This window comes from Streptomyces showdoensis (assembly GCF_039535475.1).
In the GTDB taxonomy this organism is placed as follows: domain Bacteria; phylum Actinomycetota; class Actinomycetes; order Streptomycetales; family Streptomycetaceae; genus Streptomyces; species Streptomyces showdoensis.
Window position 1 is genome coordinate 4,290,846 of the sequence record NZ_BAAAXG010000026.1, and the last position, 19,479, is coordinate 4,310,324.

General features: G+C 73.5%; 17 protein-coding genes. 12 read left to right on the top strand and 5 right to left on the bottom strand.

Going from position 1 to position 19,479, the window contains the following annotated elements; translation table 11 throughout:
- Positions 1-60 precede the first annotated feature (60 nt).
- The gene (locus ABD981_RS32730; RefSeq protein WP_046907457.1) at positions 61-2,208 is read left to right on the top strand and encodes a primosomal protein N'; all 2,148 of its coding nucleotides are present in this window, start codon (positions 61-63) and stop codon (positions 2,206-2,208) included.
- Positions 2,209-2,295: 87 nt separating this feature from the next.
- Here the strand turns inward: ABD981_RS32730 and ABD981_RS32735 are convergent, their stop codons facing one another.
- On the bottom strand, positions 2,296-2,814 hold the full coding sequence (locus tag ABD981_RS32735) for a hypothetical protein (RefSeq protein WP_046907456.1): 519 nt from the start codon (positions 2,812-2,814) through the stop codon (positions 2,296-2,298).
- Between the two features lie 306 nt (positions 2,815-3,120).
- Between ABD981_RS32735 and fmt the strand changes: the two genes are divergently transcribed.
- The 7 genes from fmt to ABD981_RS32770 all read left to right on the top strand — a co-directional run bounded on the left by fmt (position 3,121) and on the right by ABD981_RS32770 (position 10,322).
- Positions 3,121-4,053 (top strand): methionyl-tRNA formyltransferase, encoded by a 933-nt coding sequence (gene fmt, locus ABD981_RS32740; RefSeq protein WP_046907455.1) that lies wholly within the window; start codon positions 3,121-3,123, stop codon positions 4,051-4,053.
- 356 nt (positions 4,054-4,409) lie between these two features.
- Complete coding sequence (locus ABD981_RS32745; RefSeq protein WP_046907454.1) at positions 4,410-5,831, top strand: RsmB/NOP family class I SAM-dependent RNA methyltransferase; 1,422 nt, start codon at positions 4,410-4,412, stop codon at positions 5,829-5,831.
- Between the two features lie 107 nt (positions 5,832-5,938).
- Complete coding sequence (gene rpe, locus ABD981_RS32750; RefSeq protein WP_046907453.1) at positions 5,939-6,622, top strand: ribulose-phosphate 3-epimerase; 684 nt, start codon at positions 5,939-5,941, stop codon at positions 6,620-6,622.
- A 195-nt stretch (positions 6,623-6,817) separates the two neighbouring features.
- On the top strand, positions 6,818-7,867 hold the full coding sequence (locus ABD981_RS32755) for a sugar-binding transcriptional regulator (protein ID WP_123954411.1): 1,050 nt from the start codon (positions 6,818-6,820) through the stop codon (positions 7,865-7,867).
- Positions 7,868-7,951: 84 nt separating this feature from the next.
- On the top strand, positions 7,952-8,446 hold the full coding sequence (locus tag ABD981_RS32760; RefSeq protein WP_046907525.1) for a guanyl-specific ribonuclease: 495 nt from the start codon (positions 7,952-7,954) through the stop codon (positions 8,444-8,446).
- Entirely contained in the window at positions 8,433-8,774 is a 342-nt protein-coding gene (locus ABD981_RS32765; RefSeq protein WP_046907451.1) for a barstar family protein, read from the top strand. Before ABD981_RS32760 ends, ABD981_RS32765 begins: the two co-directional genes overlap by 14 nt.
- A gap of 105 nt (positions 8,775-8,879) precedes the next feature.
- Positions 8,880-10,322, top strand: coding sequence for a GuaB1 family IMP dehydrogenase-related protein (locus tag ABD981_RS32770; protein ID WP_046907450.1), 1,443 nt, complete (start codon positions 8,880-8,882; stop codon positions 10,320-10,322).
- Positions 10,323-10,337: 15 nt separating this feature from the next.
- Here the strand turns inward: ABD981_RS32770 and ABD981_RS32775 are convergent, their stop codons facing one another.
- Positions 10,338-11,384, bottom strand: a complete 1,047-nt coding sequence (locus tag ABD981_RS32775) for a GDSL-type esterase/lipase family protein (RefSeq protein ID WP_046907449.1) — start codon at positions 11,382-11,384, stop codon at positions 10,338-10,340.
- Positions 11,385-11,717: 333 nt separating this feature from the next.
- On the opposite strand from ABD981_RS32775, the gene ABD981_RS32780 reads away from it, so the two are divergent.
- Positions 11,718-13,205 (top strand): amino acid permease, encoded by a 1,488-nt coding sequence (locus ABD981_RS32780; RefSeq protein WP_046907448.1) that lies wholly within the window; start codon positions 11,718-11,720, stop codon positions 13,203-13,205.
- Between the two features lie 10 nt (positions 13,206-13,215).
- Positions 13,216-13,671 (top strand): Lrp/AsnC family transcriptional regulator, encoded by a 456-nt coding sequence (locus ABD981_RS32785; RefSeq protein WP_030691274.1) that lies wholly within the window; start codon positions 13,216-13,218, stop codon positions 13,669-13,671.
- 103 nt (positions 13,672-13,774) lie between these two features.
- On the opposite strand, the gene ABD981_RS32790 is transcribed toward ABD981_RS32785, so the two are convergent.
- The gene (locus tag ABD981_RS32790; protein WP_046907447.1) at positions 13,775-14,320 is read right to left on the bottom strand and encodes a hypothetical protein; all 546 of its coding nucleotides are present in this window, start codon (positions 14,318-14,320) and stop codon (positions 13,775-13,777) included.
- Positions 14,321-14,609: 289 nt separating this feature from the next.
- Between ABD981_RS32790 and ABD981_RS32795 the strand changes: the two genes are divergently transcribed.
- On the top strand, positions 14,610-15,428 hold the full coding sequence (locus ABD981_RS32795; protein ID WP_046907446.1) for a carbon-nitrogen hydrolase family protein: 819 nt from the start codon (positions 14,610-14,612) through the stop codon (positions 15,426-15,428).
- Between the two features lie 59 nt (positions 15,429-15,487).
- Positions 15,488-17,185 (top strand): flavin monoamine oxidase family protein, encoded by a 1,698-nt coding sequence (locus ABD981_RS32800; RefSeq protein WP_046907445.1) that lies wholly within the window; start codon positions 15,488-15,490, stop codon positions 17,183-17,185.
- Positions 17,186-17,199: 14 nt separating this feature from the next.
- Here ABD981_RS32800 and ABD981_RS32805 read toward each other — a convergent pair whose 3' ends face one another.
- Both ABD981_RS32805 and ABD981_RS32810 read right to left on the bottom strand, forming a co-directional pair.
- Positions 17,200-17,901: a DUF5995 family protein gene (locus ABD981_RS32805; protein ID WP_046907444.1), complete on the bottom strand. Its 702-nt coding sequence runs from the start codon at positions 17,899-17,901 to the stop codon at positions 17,200-17,202.
- A 73-nt stretch (positions 17,902-17,974) separates the two neighbouring features.
- Positions 17,975-19,405 (bottom strand): uracil-xanthine permease family protein, encoded by a 1,431-nt coding sequence (locus ABD981_RS32810; protein ID WP_046907443.1) that lies wholly within the window; start codon positions 19,403-19,405, stop codon positions 17,975-17,977.
- Positions 19,406-19,479 lie beyond the last annotated feature (74 nt).

Genomic DNA, 19,479 nt, shown 5'->3' on the forward strand with positions numbered 1-19,479 from the left:
GGGTGCCGGGCCTTCGGCTCGTCCTCCTGACTGTCGGTGGCGTCTGGTAGGTATGGGGCTGTGAGCAGCGAGAACGAGAAGCCCGAGAAGCCCGAGGGGCACGGGGAGCCCGAGCAGCTCGCGCTCATCCGGGAGACCGTGCGCCAGGCGAAGGTGCCGCGGGCCAAGCCCCGGACGTGGCGGGGGGCCGCGCTGGCCAAGGAGCTGCCCGTGGCGCGGGTCGTGGTCAACAAGGGCGTGCTCCACCTCGACCAGTTCTTCGACTACGCCGTGCCCGAGGAGCTCGACGAGGCCGCGCGGCCGGGGGTGCGGGTGCGGGTGCGGTTCGGGGCCGGGGCGCATCAGGTCAGGGGCGGGCGGCGCGAGGGCGGGCGGCTCATCGACGGGTTCCTCGTGGAGCGGCGCGCCCACTCGGACTACTCCGGACCGCTCGCCGCGCTCGCCGACGTCGTCTCGCCCGAGCCCGTGCTCGGCCCCGAGCAGCTCGGGCTCGCCCGCGCGGTGGCCGACCGGTACGCCGGCAGCCTCGCCGACGTGCTCCAGCTCGCCGTACCGCCGCGCAACGCCCGCGCCGAGAGCAGGCCCTCGCCCGCCCCCTTGCCGCCCCCGGCCGCGCCCGAGGCGGGGAGCTGGGGGCGGTACGAGCGGGGGGCCGCGTTCCTGGACTCCCTGGCGCGCGGCGGGGCGCCGCGGGCCGTCTGGAACGCGCTGCCCGGGCCGCACTGGGCCGAGGAGATCGCCCGCGCCGTCGGCGCCACCCTCGCCTCCGGGCGCGGCGCCCTCGTCGTCGTCCCCGACGGGCGGGCCGTCGACCGTGTGGACCAGGCCCTCACGGCGCTCCTCGGAGAGGGGCGGCACGCCGTCCTGACCGCCGAGGCCGGGCCCGAGAAGCGGTACGCCCAGTGGCTCGCCGTGCGGCGCGGAGCCGTCCGCGCCGTCGTCGGCACCCGGGCCGCGATGTTCGCGCCCGTCCGCGACCTCGGGCTCGTCGTCATCTGGGACGACGGCGACACCAGCCACAGCGAGCCGCACGCCCCCCAGCCGCACGCCCGTGACGTCCTGCTGCTGCGCGCCGCCCACGACCGGTGCGCGTTCCTGCTCGGCTCCACCGGCTGCACCGTCGAGGCCGCCCAGCTCGTCGAGTCCGGCTGGGCCCGGCCGCTGGCCGCCGGCCGCGATCAGGTGCGGGCCGCCGCCCCCCTCGTACGGACCGTCGGCGACACCGACCTCGCCCGCGACGAGGCCGCCCGCGCCGCCCGGCTGCCCACGCTCGCCTGGCAGGTCGTCCGCGAAGGGCTGAAGACCGGCCCGGTGCTCGTCCAGGTGCCCCGGCGCGGGTACGTGCCCCGGCTCGCCTGCGAGCGCTGCCGCACGCCCGCCCGCTGCCGGCACTGCTCCGGGCCCCTGGAGGCCCCCGACCAGCAGGCGCTGACGTGCGGCTGGTGCGGGCGCGGCGCCGACGACTGGCACTGCGTCGAGTGCGGCTCCACCCGGCTGCGGGCCCAGGTCGTCGGCGCCCGCCGCACGGCCGAGGAGCTCGGCCGGGCCTTCCCCGCCGTCCCCGTACGCACCTCCGGCCGCGACCACGTCCTCGACCGGGTGCCCGGCCGCCCCGCCCTCGTCGTGAGCACGCCCGGCGCCGAGCCCGTCGCCGAGGGCGGCTACGCGGCCGCGCTGCTGCTCGACGGCTGGGCCATGCTCGGCCGCCCCGACCTGCGCGCGGGCGAGGAGGCGCTGCGGCGCTGGATCGACGCGGCCTCCCTCGTCCGCGGCCAGGAGGAGGGAGGCACCGTCGTGGTCGTAGCCGAGCCCACCCTCCGGCCGGTCCAGGCCCTCGTCCGCTGGGACCCCGTCGGCCACGCCCAGCGGGAGCTCGCCGAGCGGGCCGAGCTCGGCTTCCCGCCGGTCTCGCGGATGGCCGCCGTCGCCGGCCCCCCGGAGGCCCTCGCGGCCTTCCTGGCCGCCGCCGCGCTCCCTCCCGACGCCGAGATCCTCGGCCCCGTCCCGCTCCCCGTCACCCGTCCCGGCGGCCCCCGCCGCCCCGGCGACACCCCGCCGGGCGAGCAGTGGGAGCGGGCCCTGATCCGCGTCCCGCCGGGCAGCGGCGCGGCCCTGGCCCTGGCCCTGAAGCAGGCACAGGCCTCCCGCCTCGCGCGGGGCGGGGGCGAGCCGGTGCGGGTGCGGGTGGATCCGCCCGACATCGGCTGAGGAGACGGCGGCAGCGGCCCCGCACACGGCGGAAGGCCGCCCGTCGCGGTTCGTGCGCGGCGGGCGGCCTTCCGGGGTGCTGAGGGGTCAGCCGTTGCGCGGGGCCGGGAAGGCCGGCGGGCGGTGCTCCTCGCGGAGGGTCTGGCTGCCCGAGGTGGGCTGGGGCGGCATGCTGCGGGCCGGCGGGACCACCGGCAGCGTGCGGGTCGTGGTCGCCTCGGGGGCGCGCTCCTGCTCCAGGGCGGCGCCCGGCTGCGGGGCGCGGCGGGAACCGTAGCGACGGTGCACCGCCTGCTTGGTGACTCCGAGCGCGGAGCCCACCGCGTCCCACGAGAACCCGAGGGAGCGGTCGAAGTCCACCGCCGCCGTCACCAGGGTCTCGACGCTGTCCCGGAGCTCCTGGGCGAGGCGGACGGTCGGGGCGGGGGCGCGCCCGTAGACGACGAAGCCCGTGGACGGGGCGGAGCGGCGAGGGCGGTAGACATTGCCCAGCTGGGCCGTCAGCGTGCGCAGTGCGTCCACCTGCCGCCGGACCCGCTCGATGTCCCGCACCAGCAGGTGCAGACTCGCCCGGGCCTGGGCGTCGTGGGTTGCGTGGTCGGCCATGGATAAGCCTCTCGAACCGGCGTGAAAAGGGGCGGGCCGCTGGGGGAGGGGCGACCCGATTCGGTCAATCTCTCTTGACCAACGCGCCACCCGGGGTTGGGTCACGCTGCGGGGGCGTACACGCATATGCACAGGGCGCTCGCCCACGCGTACGCCCCCTCGGAGCGACCGGCGGAGGGCGCCGCCCACCCGGAGCGCCGCCGCCGTCGGACCGGCCTAGACTGGTGCGCTGCCCTCCCCCGGGTTTCTCGGCTCCGCCCGGACGGGGAGGTACCCCGATCGCCCCGAGATGCGAGGTTTTCCCGCGTGAAGCTCGTCTTCGCTGGTACCCCCGAGGTCGCCGTGCCCGCCCTGGACGCCCTGCTCGCCTCCGGGCGGCACGAGGTGGCCGCCGTCGTCACCCGTCCCGACGCGCCCGCGGGCCGTGGGCGGCGGCTCGTCGCGAGCCCCGTCGCCGAACGGGCGGCGGAGGCCGGGATCGAGATCCTCAAGCCGGAGCGGCCCCGCGACGAGGCCTTCCTCGCCCGGCTGCGCGAGATCGCGCCCGACTGCTGCCCGGTCGTCGCCTACGGCGCCCTGCTGCCCCGCGTGGCCCTCGACATCCCCGCGCACGGCTGGGTCAACCTGCACTTCTCGCTGCTGCCCGCGTGGCGCGGCGCCGCGCCGGTGCAGCACGCCGTGATGTCCGGCGACCAGGTCACCGGCGCCTCGACCTTCCAGATCGAGGAGGGCCTGGACTCCGGCCCCGTCTACGGAGTGGTCACCGAGGACGTCCGCCCCACCGACACCAGCGGTGACCTGCTCACCCGGCTCGCCTTCGCGGGCGCCGGGCTGCTCGCCGCCACCATGGACGGCATCGAGGACGGCTCCCTCAAGGCCGTGCCGCAGCCCGCCGACGGCATCACGCACGCCCCGAAGATCCAGGTCGAGGACGCGCACGTCGACTTCGCGGCCCCGGCGCTGCGCGTCGACCGGGTCGTCCGCGGCTGCACCCCGGCCCCCGGCGCCTGGACCCTGTTCCGCGGCGAGCGCCTCAAGCTGATCCAGGTCGCCCTCGTCCCGGACCGCGCGGAGCCGGCCCCGGGCGAGCTCGTCGTCGGCAAGAACAACGTGTACGTCGGCACCGGCTCCCACGCGGTCGAGCTGCTGTGGGTCCAGCCCCAGGGCAAGAAGCCGATGAAGGCGGCCGACTGGGCGCGCGGCGTCCGCATCGCGCCCGGGGAGCGGGTCGGGGCGTGACGCCCCGGCGGCGGACGTAGGCTGGGAGGGTCGGGAGGGCCGGGAGGCGCTCCCGGCGTCCACCGGCGTCCACGGCGTCCCTGGGCGCCACCGGAGTTTCCGGCGGCCACGGCAGCCGTGGCTGATCCGGAGTCCCCAGTGGGCCGGCCGATCCGGCCGTCGTCGGCCACCGGCCGTCGTCGGCCATGACCGGCCGGACACGGGTAGGACCCGGCCGGACACCGGTAGGACCCGGCCGGACACCAGCTGGCCCCGGCCGCCCCCCCCACGTATCACTCGCAGCACCCGTAACACCCGCTTCACCGTCCCCACCCTCTCCACCCTCTCCACCGGTTCACTTCTCACGCGGAGCACCTTTGAGCGAGCAGGCACGTCCCCGTACCCCCAAGCCCTACCGGCGCCCCAAGAAGGACCCCGTCCGGATCCTGGCCTTCGAGGCGCTGCGGGCGGTGGACGAGCGGGACGCGTACGCCAACCTCGTCCTGCCGCCGCTGCTGAAGAAGGCCCGGGAGAAGGAGGGGCCCGAGAAGTTCGACGGGCGGGACGCGGCCCTCGCGACCGAGCTCGTCTACGGGACGCTGCGCCGCCAGGGGACGTACGACGCGATCATCGCCGCCTGCATCGACCGGCCGCTGCGCGAGGTCGACCCGCCGGTGCTCGACGTGCTCGCGCTCGGCGCGCACCAGCTGCTCGGCACCCGCATCCCGAGCCACGCGGCCGTCTCCGCCAGCGTCGAGCTGGCCCGGGTGGTGCTCGGCGACGGGCGGGCCAAGTTCGTCAACGCGGTGCTCCGCAAGATCGCGCAGGACGACTTCGACACCTGGGTGGAGCGGGTCGCGCCGCCGTACGACGTCGACGCCGAGGACCACCTCGCCGTCGTCCACTCGCACCCCCGCTGGGTCGTCTCCGCGCTGTGGGACTCCCTGGGCGGCGGGCGCGCCGGGATCGAGGCGCTCCTGGAGGCCGACAACGAGCGGCCCGCCGTGACCCTCGTCGCCCGGCCCGGCCGGTCCACCACCGAGGAGCTGGCGGCCGCGGCCGAGACCGAGCCGGGCAGCTGGTCGCCGTACGCGGTGAAGCTGGCCGAGGGCGGCGAGCCCGGCGCGCTCCAGGCCGTCGCGGAGGGCCGCGCGGGCGTCCAGGACGAGGGCAGCCAGCTCGTCGCCATCGCCCTCGCCAACGCCCCGCTCGACGGCCCCGACGCCCGCTGGCTCGACGGCTGCGCGGGCCCCGGCGGCAAGGCCTCCCTGCTGGGCGCCCTGGCCGCCGAGCGCGGCGCCGCCCTGCTGGCCTCCGAGAAGCAGCCGCACCGCGCCCGGCTCGTCGAGCGCGCCCTGGCCGGCAACCCCGGCCCGTACCAGGTCATCGCCGCCGACGGCACGCGCCCGCCGTGGCGCGAGGGCGTCTTCGACCGGGTCCTGATGGACGTGCCCTGCTCCGGGCTCGGCGCGCTGCGCCGCCGCCCCGAGGCCCGCTGGCGCCGCCGTCCCTCCGACCTCGACGGCTTCGCCCCGCTCCAGCGCGGGCTGCTCACCGAGGCGCTGCGGTCCGTCCGGGTCGGCGGGGTCGTCGGGTACGCGACCTGCTCCCCGCACCTGGCCGAGACCCGGGTGGTCGTCGACGACGTCCTGAAGAAGGTGGGCGGCGCCGAGCTGATCGACGCCCGGCCGCTGCTGCCGGGAGTCCCGGACCTGGGCGACGGGCCCGACGTACAGCTCTGGCCGCATCTGCACGGTACGGACGCCATGTATCTGGCGCTGATCCGCCGTACCGCCTGACACCCGGGCGGCGGAATCACCTGGTCTGTACCAGTACGGGACCTCCTTCTCCGTACTCGAACCGCTTCGCGGCAAAGAAGTGCTCAAGAACATGGCAGGCTTGGCACATGGCGCAGATCAATCCCAGCATCCTGTCCGCGGATTTCGCCCGGCTCGCCGAGGAGGCGAAGGCGGTCGACGGGGCGGACTGGCTGCATGTCGACGTGATGGACAACCACTTCGTGCCCAACCTGACGCTGGGCGTGCCGGTGGTCGAGTCGCTCAGCCGGGCGACGGACACCCCGCTGGACTGCCACCTCATGATCGAGGACCCGGACCGCTGGGCCCCGCAGTACGTGGAGGCCGGCGCCGGGTCGGTCACCTTCCACGTCGAGGCGGCGGCCGCGCCGGTGCGGCTGGCGCGGGAGATCCGGGCCAAGGGGGCCAGGGCGTCCATGGCGCTCAAGCCGGCCACGCCCATCGAGCCGTACGAGGACCTGCTGCCCGAGCTGGACATGCTCCTGATCATGACGGTCGAGCCCGGCTTCGGCGGTCAGGCCTTCCTCGACATCATGCTGCCGAAGATCCGCCGCACCCGTGAGCTGATCTCCAAGCACGGTCTGGAGCTGTGGCTCCAGGTCGACGGCGGTGTCGCGGAGTCCACGATCGAGCGGTGCGCGGAGGCCGGCGCGGACGTCTTCGTGGCCGGTTCCGCCGTCTACGGCGCCGCCGACCCGGCCGCCGCCGTCCGCTCCCTGCGGGCCGGCGCGGAGGCCGCGACCGCCTCGGCGGCCTGGGCGTGTGGCCACTGAGCCGCCAACGGGCCTCCGGTACATGAACGCGGCCCGTCGGGCCGCCGACAGAACCGAACAGGACCCACCGGATCTGACAGGATGAACGGTGAGTCCAGAGTGTGAACGCCACCGGGCGCGCAAGACCCGGTGACCACAGCAGTGACGCAGTGAAGCAGTGCCAGCACGTGAGACGCAGTACGTGAGCAGCCGTACGTGAACAGCAGTGAGGAGATCGCGGTGGCGGGTATGTCGGCGGGACGGTCAGCCCTGCGGATGGGACCCGCGGAGCTCGTGCAGGCGGCGGCCATGGCCCGCCGCTTCTACCTCGAGGGCAAGTCCAAGATCCAGATCGCCGAGGAGTTCGGCGTGAGCCGCTTCAAGGTGGCCCGGGTCCTGGAGACCGCCCTGGAGCGCGACCTCGTGCGCATCGAGATCCGCGTACCGGCGGAGCTGGACGCCGAGCGCTCCGACGCGCTCCGCGCCCGCTACGGGCTCCGCCACGCCGTCGTCGTCGAGTCGCCGGCGGAGGGCGAGGACGAGTCGCCCGACCCGGAGAACCTCGGCGAGGTCGCGGCCGACCTGCTCGGCGAGCTGGTCACCGAGGGCGACGTCCTGGGCCTGGCCTGGGGCCGCTCCACCATCCACATGGCGGCGGCCCTCGACCGGCTGCCGCCCTGCACCGTCGTCCAGCTCACCGGCGTCTACGACGCCGGCACGGCCGAGCGCGGCTCGGTCGAGGCGGTCCGGCGGGCCGCCCAGGTCTCCGGCGGCGAGGCGCACCCGATCTACGCGCCGATGCTGCTGCCGGACCCGGCCACGGCGGCCGCGCTGCGCAGCCAGACCGGCATCGCGCGGGCCTTCGAGTACTTCGACAAGGTGACGGTCGCCTGCGTCTCCATCGGTTCCTGGGAGCCGGGCATCTCCACCGTCCACGACATGCTCTCCGACGAGGAGCGCGCGCACTACGCCTCGCTCGGCGTCGCCGCCGAGATGTCCGCGCACCTCTTCGACACGGAGGGCCGCCGGGTCGGCCGCGACCTGGGCGAGCGGTGCATCACCGTCGAGGCGGACCGGCTGCGCCGGATCCCCGAGGTCGTGGCCATCGCGGGCGGCCAGCGCAAGGCGGCGGCGATCGGCGCGGTGCTCCGCTCGGGCCTGGTCACCAGCCTCGTGACGGACCGCTCGGCGGCCGACTACCTGCTCACCGAGTCCAGCCCGGGCCCCCGCCCGGCCCTGGACCGCGCGGACCCGGACGGCATCTGAGCCGCACCCCGCTCCGACACGCCCCGCCGCTGACCCGGCGGGGCGTTCGTGTCGCCGGCCCCGGTCGGTGGCAGCATCGGGACCATGATCCTGCGATGCGCCCGGCTCGGGCTCGCCCTGCTGGCCGGGCTCTCGCTGCTGTTCCTGACCGGGTGCTCCGGCGGGACCTCCGCCGGCACGAGCCCCGGTACCGCCACGGGCACCGCCACGGCCGCCCCCTCGCGCACCACGGCCGCCGCCCCGCCCCAGAGCACCGGGACCCCGGGGGCGGCGCCGACGCGCTTCTCCCGGCTCCCCACGGTCCAGGAGGGCGCGCTGCCCGCCGAGGCCCGGCGGACCCTCGCGCTCATCAGGGCCGGCGGGCCCTTCCCGTACGCCAAGGACGGCACCGTGTTCTCGAACTTCGAGCGCGTCCTGCCGCAGCACAAGCGCGGCTACTACCACGAGTACACGGTCCGGACCCCGGGCGAGCGCGACCGAGGGGCCCGGCGGATCGTGACCGGGCGGGACGGGGACGTGTACTACACCGACGACCACTACGAGAGCTTCCGGGAGGTGGTCGCGGATGAGGCTCGATGAGCTCGGCGACCCCGTCGTCCTCGACCTGCACGGGGTCGCCGACAAGGCCGCCTTCATGGAGCGCTGCGCCGCCGCGCTGGCCCTGCCCGACTGGTTCGGCCGCAACTGGGACGCCCTGGCCGACTGCCTCACCGACCTGCCCGGGCCCGTCGCGCTCGTCGTCACCGGCTGGCAGGAGTTCGGGCGGAGCCGCCCGCGGGACTGGCAGCTCGCCCAGGAGGTCTTCGCCGCGGCCGTAGAGGAGGGCCCCACGCGCCTCACCGTCCTCGTCTCCCTGGGGGAGGTCTTCGGAGGAAACGACGAAAGACCTCCCCGAAGCCTCGGATGAATCGCCCGGGGCTGGTATTCGTACAGGCGTGGGACAATGAACTACGTGCTTTTTCCCCTGGCTGAAATGCCTAGGGGCCGATCCGAACGACTGGGATGTCAGCACGTGCGTTTCCTCAATGACGTCAAGCCGCCGTACGACCTCACGTACGACGATGTGTTCATGGTGCCGAGCCGCTCGGCCGTGGGTTCCCGGCAGGCCGTGGACCTCTCCTCGCCCGACGGGACCGGTACGACGATCCCGCTCGTCGTCGCCAACATGACCGCCATCGCCGGCCGCCGCATGGCCGAGACCGTCGCCCGTCGCGGCGGCCTGGTCGTCATCCCCCAGGACATCCCGATCGAGGTCGTCACCGACGTCATCGGCTGGGTCAAGAGCCGGCACCACGTCCTGGACACCCCCATCGTCCTGGAGCCGCACCAGACCGTCGCCGACGCGCTGTCCCTGCTGCCCAAGCGGGCGCACGACGCCGGTGTCGTCGTGGACGAGGACCGGCGTCCGGTTGGCGTCGTCACCGACGCCGACCTGTCCGGCGTGGACCGCTTCACCCAGCTGTCCGAGGTCATGTCCAAGGACCTGCTGCTCCTCGACGCCGACATCGAGCCGCGCGAGGCCTTCAACACCCTCGACGCCGCCAACCGACGCTACGCCCCGGCCGTCGACAAGGACGGGCGCCTGGTCGGCATCCTCACGCGCAAGGGCGCGCTCCGCGCGACCCTGTACAGCCCCGCCGTCGACGCCAAGGGCGGTCTGCGCATCGCCGCCGCCGTCGGCATCAACGGCGACGTGGCGGGCAAGGCCAAGCAGCTGCTCGACGCGGGCGTGGACACGCTCGTCATCGACACCGCGCACGGCCACCAGGAGTCGATGATCAGCGCGATCAGGACCGTCCGGGCGATCGACCCGCAGGTGCCGATCGTGGCCGGCAACATCGTCGCCGCCGAGGGCGTCAAGGACCTCATCGAGGCCGGCGCGGACATCATCAAGGTCGGTGTGGGCCCCGGTGCCATGTGCACCACCCGCATGATGACCGGCGTGGGCCGCCCGCAGTTCTCCGCCGTCCTGGAGTGCGCCGCCGAGGCGAAGAAGTACGGCAAGCACGTCTGGGCCGACGGCGGTGTCCGTCACCCGCGCGACGTCGCCATGGCGCTCGCCGCCGGTGCGTCCAACGTCATGATCGGCTCCTGGTTCGCCGGGACCTACGAGTCCCCGGGCGACCTCCAGCACGACGCGCAGGGCCGCGCGTACAAGGAGTCCTTCGGCATGGCCTCGGCCCGCGCCGTCCGGAACCGCACGAGCGACGAGTCCTCCTACGACCGCGCCCGCAAGGCGCTGTTCGAGGAGGGCATCTCCACCTCGCGCATGTTCCTCGACCCGCAGCGCCCGGGCGTCGAGGACCTGATCGACTCGATCATCGCCGGTGTCCGCTCCTCCTGCACCTACGCCGGTGCCAGCTCGCTCGCCGAGTTCGAGGAGAAGGCCACCGTCGGCATCCAGTCCGCCGCCGGTTACGCCGAGGGCAAGCCGCTGCACGCCAGCTGGAGCTGACGTCCGCCGGTTCCGCTAGAGCCGTCCACGGGCCCCCGGGAGATCCCTCCCGGGGGCCCGTGGCGTTCCCGCGCGCACGAAGCCCGCGGACCGCAGCGCCTCCGCCACCGCCGCCGCGATCCGCCGGTGGCCCCGGTCGTTGGGGTGGAGCCCGTCGGCGAGGTCCTGCGGCCCCAGCAGCGGCCGGCCGGGCAACAGGGCCAGCCGGGCGTCGCCGGCCGCCACGAGGTCGCGCACGGCCTCCTCCATGGCCGTCCGCAGCTCCGCGAGGGTGGCGCCGAGGGCGTTGCCGGTCCGTTCGGCCGCCGGACGCAGCACGGGGGAGAGCAGCAGCAGCGGGGTGCCGGGGTGCCCGCGGCGCACGAGGCCGACGAACGCGCGGGTGGTCTCGTACAGGAGCGGGGCCGAACAGGGCACGGTGCCCCAGCAGTTGGTGCCGAAGGCGAGGGTGATCAGCTCGCCGGGGAGCCGGGCGAGGTGCTCGGCGAGCGGGAGTTCGCCGCGGGCGCCGCCGGCGTAGCCGAGGTTGACCGGGTCAAGGCCGAGCGTCCGGCCGGCCGTCGCGGGCCAGGAGTGCGCGGGGCGGGTCGACCACCAGCCCTCGGTGATGGAGTCGCCGTGGACCAGCCAGCGGGGGCGCCGGGGCGCGGGGGAGAGGGCGCCGCCGACCGGCCGCAGGGCGCGGACGACCGGTGCCTGGCCCTCGGGCAGGTGGACGGTGAACTCGCCTCCTCCGGAAGGGAGTTCGAGCCGCACCGAGCTCTCCTCGGCCGGTTCCGCGAACACCTCGGCGAGGCAGCGCCGGCCCTGCCAGAGTGCGAAGCCGTGCCGCAGCGCGCGCAGCGCGTCCCCGGGCCGGGGGGCCGCCGCCCGGTAGCGCAGCTCCACCGCCCGGGTGCCCGGCGCCGCGCTGAACTCGACCCGCACCCCGATGGGCAGCGCGGCCCGCTCGGCGATGTCCCAGGGCAGCCGCCCCAGGTCGGCGGGGTCGGCGCGCACCGGCCGGTCGCCGTCCAGCCAGGCCGTGCCGCGAAGGAAGGGGGCGGGCTCCAGCCAGCTCACGGGGACCTCCGTCCAGGGGGTGCAGCGTGGGTCATCCGACCCGAGGAGTCAAGGTGCGCGCACGGGTCGCTCCATGCCCCTGATGTGTCGATTCATGCGGGGGAGCGCAATGTTTCCCCGTCTGCGCCGCAAGCGCGCAATGATCATCCGGCAGTGCGCAACAACCCTGCATTACGAGTGCGAAGCTCCAGCCCTTAGGCTCATGCCCCGTACCAGGAGTGGCGGCGACCGCCTGCTCGGCGGTTCCCCCCTTCCCCCGTGGGCTGTTCAGTCATGCCCGCGTACCGCCGCGGTCCCCGCCTCATCGTCAGGCAGCGATAAGGAGCCCCCGCAGTGCTGGACCATGGCGCAGCCCCCCCGGTCGAGGATTCGACCGCCCGCAAGACGTCCGTGCTCTCCGCCCTGGCCCGCCGCAAGCCGGTGGAGAACCTGGTCGCAGAGGGTGGCCAGGGCGAGGGCGGCTCGCTCCGCCGCACGCTCGGCATGTGGCAGCTGACGATGATCAGCATCGGTGCGACGCTCGGCACCGGCATCTTCGTCGTGCTCGGCTCGGCCGTCCCCAAGGCCGGTCCCGCCGTCACGCTGTCCTTCGTGATCGCCGGTCTCACGGCGCTCTTCTCGGCCCTCTCGTACGCCGAGCTGGCCGGCTCCATACCGGTCGCGGGTTCCTCGTACTCGTACGCGTACGCAACGATGGGTGAACTCGTCGCCTGGGTCTGCGGCTGGTGCCTGGTCCTGGAGTACGGCGTTTCCGTGGCCGCCGTGGCGGTCGGCTGGGGCGAGTACCTCAACGAGCTGCTCGACGGCACCATCGGCGTCACCATCCCCGACGTGCTCTCCTCCGCCCCGGGCGAGGGCGGCCTGATCAACCTGCCCGGCCTCATCGTCGTCCTGCTGGCGATGGTCATGCTGCTCGGCGGCGCCCGTGAGTCCGCCACGCTCAACACGATCATGGTCGTGGTGAAGATCGCCGCGCTCGTGCTCTTCTGCGCCATCGGCTTCATGGGCTTCAAGTCCGGCAACTACAAGGACTTCATGCCGCTCGGCATGGCCGGTGTCGGCGCCGCCAGCGCCAGCCTGTTCTTCTCCTACATCGGCTTCGACGCGGCCTCCACGGCCGGCGAGGAGGCCAAGGACCCCAAGCGCGACCTGCCGCGGGCGATCATGCTCTCGCTGCTCATCGTCACCGTCCTCTACGTCCTCGTCGCCGCGGTCGCCGTCGGCGCCTGGAAGTGGAAGGACTTCGCCGGCTCGGAGGCCACCCTCGCGGCGATCATGAACGACGTCACGGGCCAGACCTTCTGGGGCACGATGCTCGCCGCCGGCGCGGTCATCTCCATCGCCAGCGTCGTCCTGACCGTGCTCTACGGCCAGACCCGCGTCCTCTTCGCGATGTCCCGCGACGGCCTCGTCCCGAAGGCCTTCGGCAAGGTCAGCCCGAAGACCGGCACCCCGCGCGTCAACACGGTGATCGTCTCCCTGTTCTGCGCCGCGCTCGCCTCGGTCATCCCGCTCGGCAAGCTCGTCGACGCGACCAGCATCGGCACCCTCTTCGCCTTCGGCCTGGTCAACATCGCGGTCATCGTGCTCCGCTACACGCGCCCCGACATGCCGCGCACCTTCAAGGTGGCGCTCGGCCCCGTCTTCCCGGTGCTCGGCTTCGGCTTCTGCGCGTACAACATGTTCAGCCTCGACGCCGTCACCTGGGTGGTCTTCGGTTGCTGGATGGCCGCGGGTCTCGTGTTCTACTTCCTGTACGGCATGCGCCGCTCCCGACTGGCCACGGCCCCGGCCCTGGCAGAGGCCCCCGCAGAGAAGTGATCCACCCGTAGTGCGACTCAACGACCTCGACGAACGCATCGTCCACGCCCTCGCGGAAGACGCCCGCCGCAGCTACGCCGACATCGGCTCGCTGGTCGGACTCTCCGCGCCCGCGGTCAAGCGGCGGGTGGACCGGCTCCGGGCCGAGGGCGCCATCACCGGCTTCACCGTACGGGTGGACCCGGCGGCGCTCGGCTGGGAGACGGAGGGGTTCGTCGAGATCTACTGCCGCCACAACACCTCGCCGGAGGACATCCGGCGAGGTCTGGAGCGGTATCCGGAGGTGGTGTCCGCGTCGACCGTCACGGGTGACGCGGACGCCGTCGTCCAGGTCTTCGCCTCCGACATGCGCCACTTCGAGCGCGTCCTGGAGCGGATCGCGGGCGAGCCCTTCGTGGAGCGCACCAAGTCCGTGCTGGTGCTCTCGCCGCTGCTGCGGCGCTTCTCCTCCGGCTCGCCCGCGTAGCCCGCACGGGCCGGGCGGGTCCGGACGGCGTGGGCCGTGGTACCCGCGCCGCCCTTCGCCCGCCCACCCCCGTGGGGCGGTCTCTCCCGGTCCCTCCCGGCGCCTACTCGGTCGGGTACGTGAACTGCCAGGGCAGCACCGTGAAGTCGCCGGTGCCGGACTTGACCCGCTCGAACGGGGCGACGCTGTTGCAGGGCGGGACCTCGTCCTTCGTCGGGTCGGACGCCGCCCAGCTGTAGCCCAGCCGGTCGTGCCCGCCGTCGTCGTGCACCGACACGCCGACCCGCTTGTGCAGGAGGCCGGGCACGTCGGTCTTCGTGACGACGCCGGTCACCGTCGCCACCTTGCCGCCCGTGGCGAGGCAGTCGACCTTCACCTCGGCGGTGCCGCCCCAGTCCCCCTTGAAGTGGCTGTAGCGGAAGGTGCCGGTGGCGGCCAGCGGGTTGTTGCGGTCCTTCGCCGGCAGATGCGCGTCGAAGCTGAAGGTGATGTCGTCGCCGGCCGGCCGGTAGAGCTTCGCGCTGCCGGTCAGTGCCGCCGCCTCCCGGTGCCCGCCCTTCCCGTCGCCCGAGGCGACGGCGGAGCCGGCCGCTCCGACGGTGATCAGCAGGGCGGCGGTCACGGCGGCGATCTTCGTACGGCGGTTCATGTCGTTTCGGTCCTTTCGGCAGGTCAACCGGACGACCACCACTCTTCCGCGCAGGCCGCCGCACGGCGTCGGGCCAGGGAACGGTCCGCGTCTCCGCCGCACGGCGGGGGAGCCGTACGGCCCGGGTCGGAGGGGCGCGCAACGAATCGCCGCGGAGAGCGACGATCGCGCAATGGTTCGACGGTCGGTCCGCAACGGTCTCGCCTTGTCCCGGCGGAGCCCGGAACCGTACCGTTTTTGACGTCTTCCTTTTGAATTACTCCCTCACCTTCTGCCCCGAGGATCGCCGATGCCCGCGCTGCGCACCGCCCTGCTCCAGAGCTCCGGACAGCTCGGTGACGTGGCCGCCAATCTCAAGATCCTCGACGAGGCCGCCGGCCGCGCCGCGGCCGCCGGGGCCGGGCTGCTCCTCGCCCCCGAGCTGTTCCTCACGGGCTACGCCATCGGCGCCGACATCGCCCGCCTCGCCGAGCCGTCCGACGGCCCCTCCGCGCAGGCGGTCGCCGCGATCGCCGCCCGCCACGGCCTGGCCGTCGGCTACGGCTACCCGGAGCGGGACGTCGAGGCGCACGGGGTGCTCCACAACTCCGCGCAGCTCTTCGGCGCCGACGGCGCCGTCCTCGCCCACTACCGGAAGACCCACCTCTTCGGCGACTTCGAGCTGAAGTGGTTCACGCCCGGCGACAGCGCCGTGGTCCAGGCGGAGATCGCCGGCCTCACCGTCGGCCTGATGATCTGCTACGACGTCGAGTTCCCCGAGAACGTACGGGCGCAGGCGCTGGCCGGCACGGACCTCCTCCTCGTGCCGACCGCGCTCATGCACCCGGCCGAGGTCGTCCCCGAGTCCGTCGTCCCCGTGCGCGCCTTCGAGAACCAGATCTACATCGCGTACGCCAACCGGACCGGCCCCGAGGGCGACTTCGAGTTCGTCGGCCTGTCCACGCTCGCCGCCCCCGACGGCACCGCCCGGGTCCGCGCCGGACGGGGCGAGGACCTGGTGATCGGCGACGTCGACACCGACTTCCTCGCGGCCTCCCGCGCGGAGAACCCCTACCTCCGCGACCGGCGCCCCGGCCTGTACGGCCCCCTGGTCCACGACCGGGCCTGAGCCGCCCCCCGACCTCCCCTCCCCAGCTTCACCCTTTTCGTGCAAGGAGTCCGTACCCCATGACGTCCACCGTGCCCAACGCCGTCGAGCACGCCGACGAGCAGCAGCCGCCGATCACCATGTTCGGTCCGGACTTCCCGTACGCCTACGACGACTTCCTCGCCCACGCGGCCGGTCTCGGGCAGGTCCCCGCGACCGAGCACGGCACCGAGGTCGCGATCATCGGCGGCGGCCTGTCCGGCATCATCGCCGCCTACGAGCTGATGAAGATGGGCCTCAAGCCCGTCGTCTACGAGGCCGACCAGATCGGCGGCCGGCTGCGCACCGTCGGCTTCGAGGGCCCGGAGACCGAGGGTCTGACCGCCGAGATGGGCGCGATGCGCTTCCCGCCCTCCTCCACCGCGCTCCAGCACTACATCGACCTGGTCGGCCTGGAGACCACGCCGTTCCCGAACCCGCTGGCCGAGGCCACCCCGTCGACCGTCGTCGACCTCAAGGGCGAGACCCACTACGCCGAGACCATCGCCGACCTGCCGCAGATCTACCGCGACGTCGCCGAGGCCTGGAACGCCTGCCTCGACGAGGGCGCCGACTTCTCCGACATGAACCGGGCGATGCGCGAGCGCGACGTCCCGCGGATCCGCGAGATCTGGGCCAGGCTCGTCGAGAAGCTCGACGACGAGACCTTCTACGGCTTCCTCTGCAAGTCCGAGGCCTTCCAGTCCTTCCGCAAGCGCGAGATCTTCGGCCAGGTCGGCTTCGGCACCGGCGGCTGGGACACCGACTTCCCGAACTCCATCCTGGAGATCCTCCGGGTCGTCTACACCGAGGCGGACGACCACCACCGCGGCATCGTCGGCGGCTCGCAGCAGCTGCCGCTGCGCCTGTGGGAGCGCGAGCCGGAGAAGATCGTCCACTGGGCGCAGGGCACCTCGCTGAGCTCCCTGCACGAGGGCACCCCGCGCCCGGCCGTGACCCGGCTGACCCGCGCGGCCGGCAACCGGATCACCGTCACCGACGCCTCCGGCGACATCCGCACGTACCAGGCGGCGATCTTCACCGCCCAGTCCTGGATGCTGCTGTCCAAGATCGCCTGCGACGACTCGCTCTTCCCGATCGACCACTGGACGGCGATGGAGCGGACCCACTACATGGAGTCCTCGAAGCTCTTCGTGCCGGTGGACCGGCCGTTCTGGCTGGACAAGGACGAGGTGACGGGCCGCGACGTCATGTCGATGACGCTCACCGACCGGATGACCCGCGGCACCTACCTGCTGGACGACGGCCCGGACAAGCCGGCCACCATCTGCCTCTCGTACACGTGGTGCGACGACAGCCTGAAGTGGCTGCCGCTGTCCGCGAACGAGCGGATGGAGGTCATGCTGAAGTCGCTCGGCGAGATCTACCCGAACGTCGACATCCGCAAGCACATCATCGGCAACCCGGTCACCGTCTCCTGGGAGAACGAGCCCTACTTCATGGGCGCGTTCAAGGCCAACCTCCCGGGCCACTACCGCTACCAGCGGCGCCTGTTCACCCACTTCATGCAGGACCGCCTGCCGGAGGACAAGCGCGGCATCTTCCTCGCCGGCGACGACATCTCCTGGACGGCCGGCTGGGCCGAGGGCGCGGTGCAGACGGCGCTCAACGCGGTCTGGGGCGTGATGCACCACTTCGGCGGCGCGACGGACGCCACCAACCCGGGCCCGGGCGACGTGTACGACGAGATCGCCCCGGTCGAGCTGCCGGAGGACTGATCCACGGCCCCTTCCTAGGGGCGGGCCAGCGGGGTGAGCAGCATCCGCCCCACCAGGCCCACCGACCGGTCGAGGCGTTCGGCGAACTCCTCGGCCAGGTCGGGCAGCCGCCGCAGCTGCCACAGCGAGCGGGCGGCGAGCCAGGCCCCGTCGCGGGCCCGGTCCAGGCTCCAGCAGCCGAGCAGATGCGTCAGCGGGTCCGCGACCTCCAGGAGGTCCGGGCCCGGCATCAGTTCCTCCCGGATGCGCTCCTCCAGGAGGACGAGGATGTCGCCGACCCGGTCGAAGTCGTCCTCCAGCTCCGCCGGGGCGCAGTCGAGGGTCCGGCAGGTGTCGACCACGGCGAGGGCCAGGTCGTGCCCGATGTGCGCGTTGATCCCGGCCAGCGCGAACTGCAGCGGCCGCACGCCGGGATGCCGGCGGTAGTGGAACAGCGGGCGCCAGCAGGCCGGGGGCGGGGCGCCGGTGCCGACCGCCTCGACCACGGCCAGGTAGCGCTGGGCGAAGCGCACGTCGAGGGTGGCGGCGGCCCGCCGGTCGGCGAAGGTGCCCGCCTCGATGGCGTGGCCGATCTCCTCGGTGACGGTCAGATAGACCCGGTTGAACACCGCGACCCCGTCGGCCGGGTGCCAGGCCGCGCGGAAGGCCCGCATCCGGTCCACCACGGGGTCGACGGCGGTGAAGGGCCCGACGGGGAAGTGCTGCGTCTGCGCCATGGGTGCAGCGTGGCAGCCCGGGAGCCGGACGGAGGGCTTCCGCCGCCCGGCTTCCCCAGAACGGGCGAATCGGCTAGGGCTTGGCGGTCTTCCCGTCGCCCGCCGTGCCCTCTCCCGCCGTGCCCTCTCCCGCCGTGCCCTCGTACGAGCTGGTGCCGGAGTCCAGCAGGGGCTCCTGCTGCTTCAGGTGGGCCGGGGCGAAGGCGCGCAGCACGTGGTAGCCGGTGATGACCACGATGGTGCCGAGGGCGATGCCGCCGAGCTCGAAGGTGTCGGTGAAGGTGAGCTTCACCCCGCCGACGCCGATGATGATGCCGGCCGCGGCGGGCACCAGGTTGAGCGGGTTGCGCAGGTCCACCTTGGCGTTGATCCAGATCTGGGCGCCGAGCAGGCCGATCATGCCGTAGAGGATCACGGTGATGCCGCCGAGCACGCCGCCGGGGATGGCGGCCACGATCGCGCCGAACTTCGGGCAGAGGCCGAAGAGCAGCGCGAAGCCGGCCGCGGCCCAGTAGGCGGCGGTGGAGTAGACGCGGGTGGCGGCCATGACGCCGATGTTCTCGGAGTAGGTGGTGTTCGGCGGACCGCCCACGGCGGTGGAGAGCATGGAGGCGGCGCCGTCCGCGGCGATCGCGGTGCCCAGCTTGTCGTCCAGGTTGTCGCCGGTCATCTCGCCGACGGCCTTCACGTGTCCGGCGTTCTCCGCGATCAGCGCGATGACCACGGGCAGTGCCACCAGGATCGCGGACCACTCGAAGCTGGGGCCGTGGAAGGTGGGCAGGCCGATCCAGTCGGCCTGGGAGACGCCGGAGAGGTCGAGCCGCCAGTGGTCGGTGACCTCACCGCTCGCGGACATCGAGTGGATCTTGCCGAAGACCAGGTCGAAGACCCAGGAGATCGCGTAGCCGAAGATCAGCCCGAGGAAGATCGCGATCCGCGACCAGAAGCCGCGCAGGCAGACCACGGCGAGACCGGTGAAGAGCATCACGAGGAGTGCCGTCCACTGGTCCTGCGGCCAGTACGTGGACGCCGTGACCGGCGCCAGGTTGAAGCCGATCAGCATGACCACGGCACCGGTGACCACCGGCGGCATCGCCGCGTGGATGATCCGCGCGCCGAACCTCCGCACCGCGAGGCCGGCCAGGAACAGCACCGCGCCGACCACGAACACCGCGCCGGTCACGGTCGCGCTGGAGCCGCCGGAGGCCCGGATCGCGGCGGCCACGCCCACGAACGAGAGCGAGCAGCCCAGGTACGAGGGGACGGTGCCGCGGGTCGCGAGCAGGAAGATCACGGTCGCGACGCCGGACATCATGATCGCCAGGTTCGGGTCCAGACCCATGAGCACCGGGGCGACGAACGAGGCGCCGAACATCGCGACCACGTGCTGGGCGCCGAGCCCGGCCGTACGGGGCCAGGACAGGCGCTCGTCCGGCCGGACGACGGCCCCGGGCGCGGGGGTCCTCCCGTCGCCGTGCAGGGTCCAGCGCACGCCGAGGCTCATGTGGTCGCTCCAGTTCTCCGGGTTCCGATGGCCGGGTCATGGCCGAAAAAGATCAGCCACATGGTAATGCGCCG

Coding starts and splice junctions, on each gene's coding strand:
- ABD981_RS32790 (WP_046907447.1), bottom strand. CDS start 14,320: ATGAACCGCCGTACGAAGATCGCCGCCGTGACCGCCGCCCTGCTGATC.
- ABD981_RS32805 (WP_046907444.1), bottom strand. CDS start 17,901: ATGGCGCAGACGCAGCACTTCCCCGTCGGGCCCTTCACCGCCGTCGAC.
- ABD981_RS32760 (WP_046907525.1), top strand. CDS start 7,952: ATGATCCTGCGATGCGCCCGGCTCGGGCTCGCCCTGCTGGCCGGGCTC.
- ABD981_RS32765 (WP_046907451.1), top strand. CDS start 8,433: ATGAGGCTCGATGAGCTCGGCGACCCCGTCGTCCTCGACCTGCACGGG.
- ABD981_RS32810 (WP_046907443.1), bottom strand. CDS start 19,405: ATGAGCCTCGGCGTGCGCTGGACCCTGCACGGCGACGGGAGGACCCCC.
- ABD981_RS32735 (WP_046907456.1), bottom strand. CDS start 2,814: ATGGCCGACCACGCAACCCACGACGCCCAGGCCCGGGCGAGTCTGCAC.
- ABD981_RS32800 (WP_046907445.1), top strand. CDS start 15,488: ATGACGTCCACCGTGCCCAACGCCGTCGAGCACGCCGACGAGCAGCAG.
- rpe (WP_046907453.1), top strand. CDS start 5,939: ATGGCGCAGATCAATCCCAGCATCCTGTCCGCGGATTTCGCCCGGCTC.
- ABD981_RS32795 (WP_046907446.1), top strand. CDS start 14,610: ATGCCCGCGCTGCGCACCGCCCTGCTCCAGAGCTCCGGACAGCTCGGT.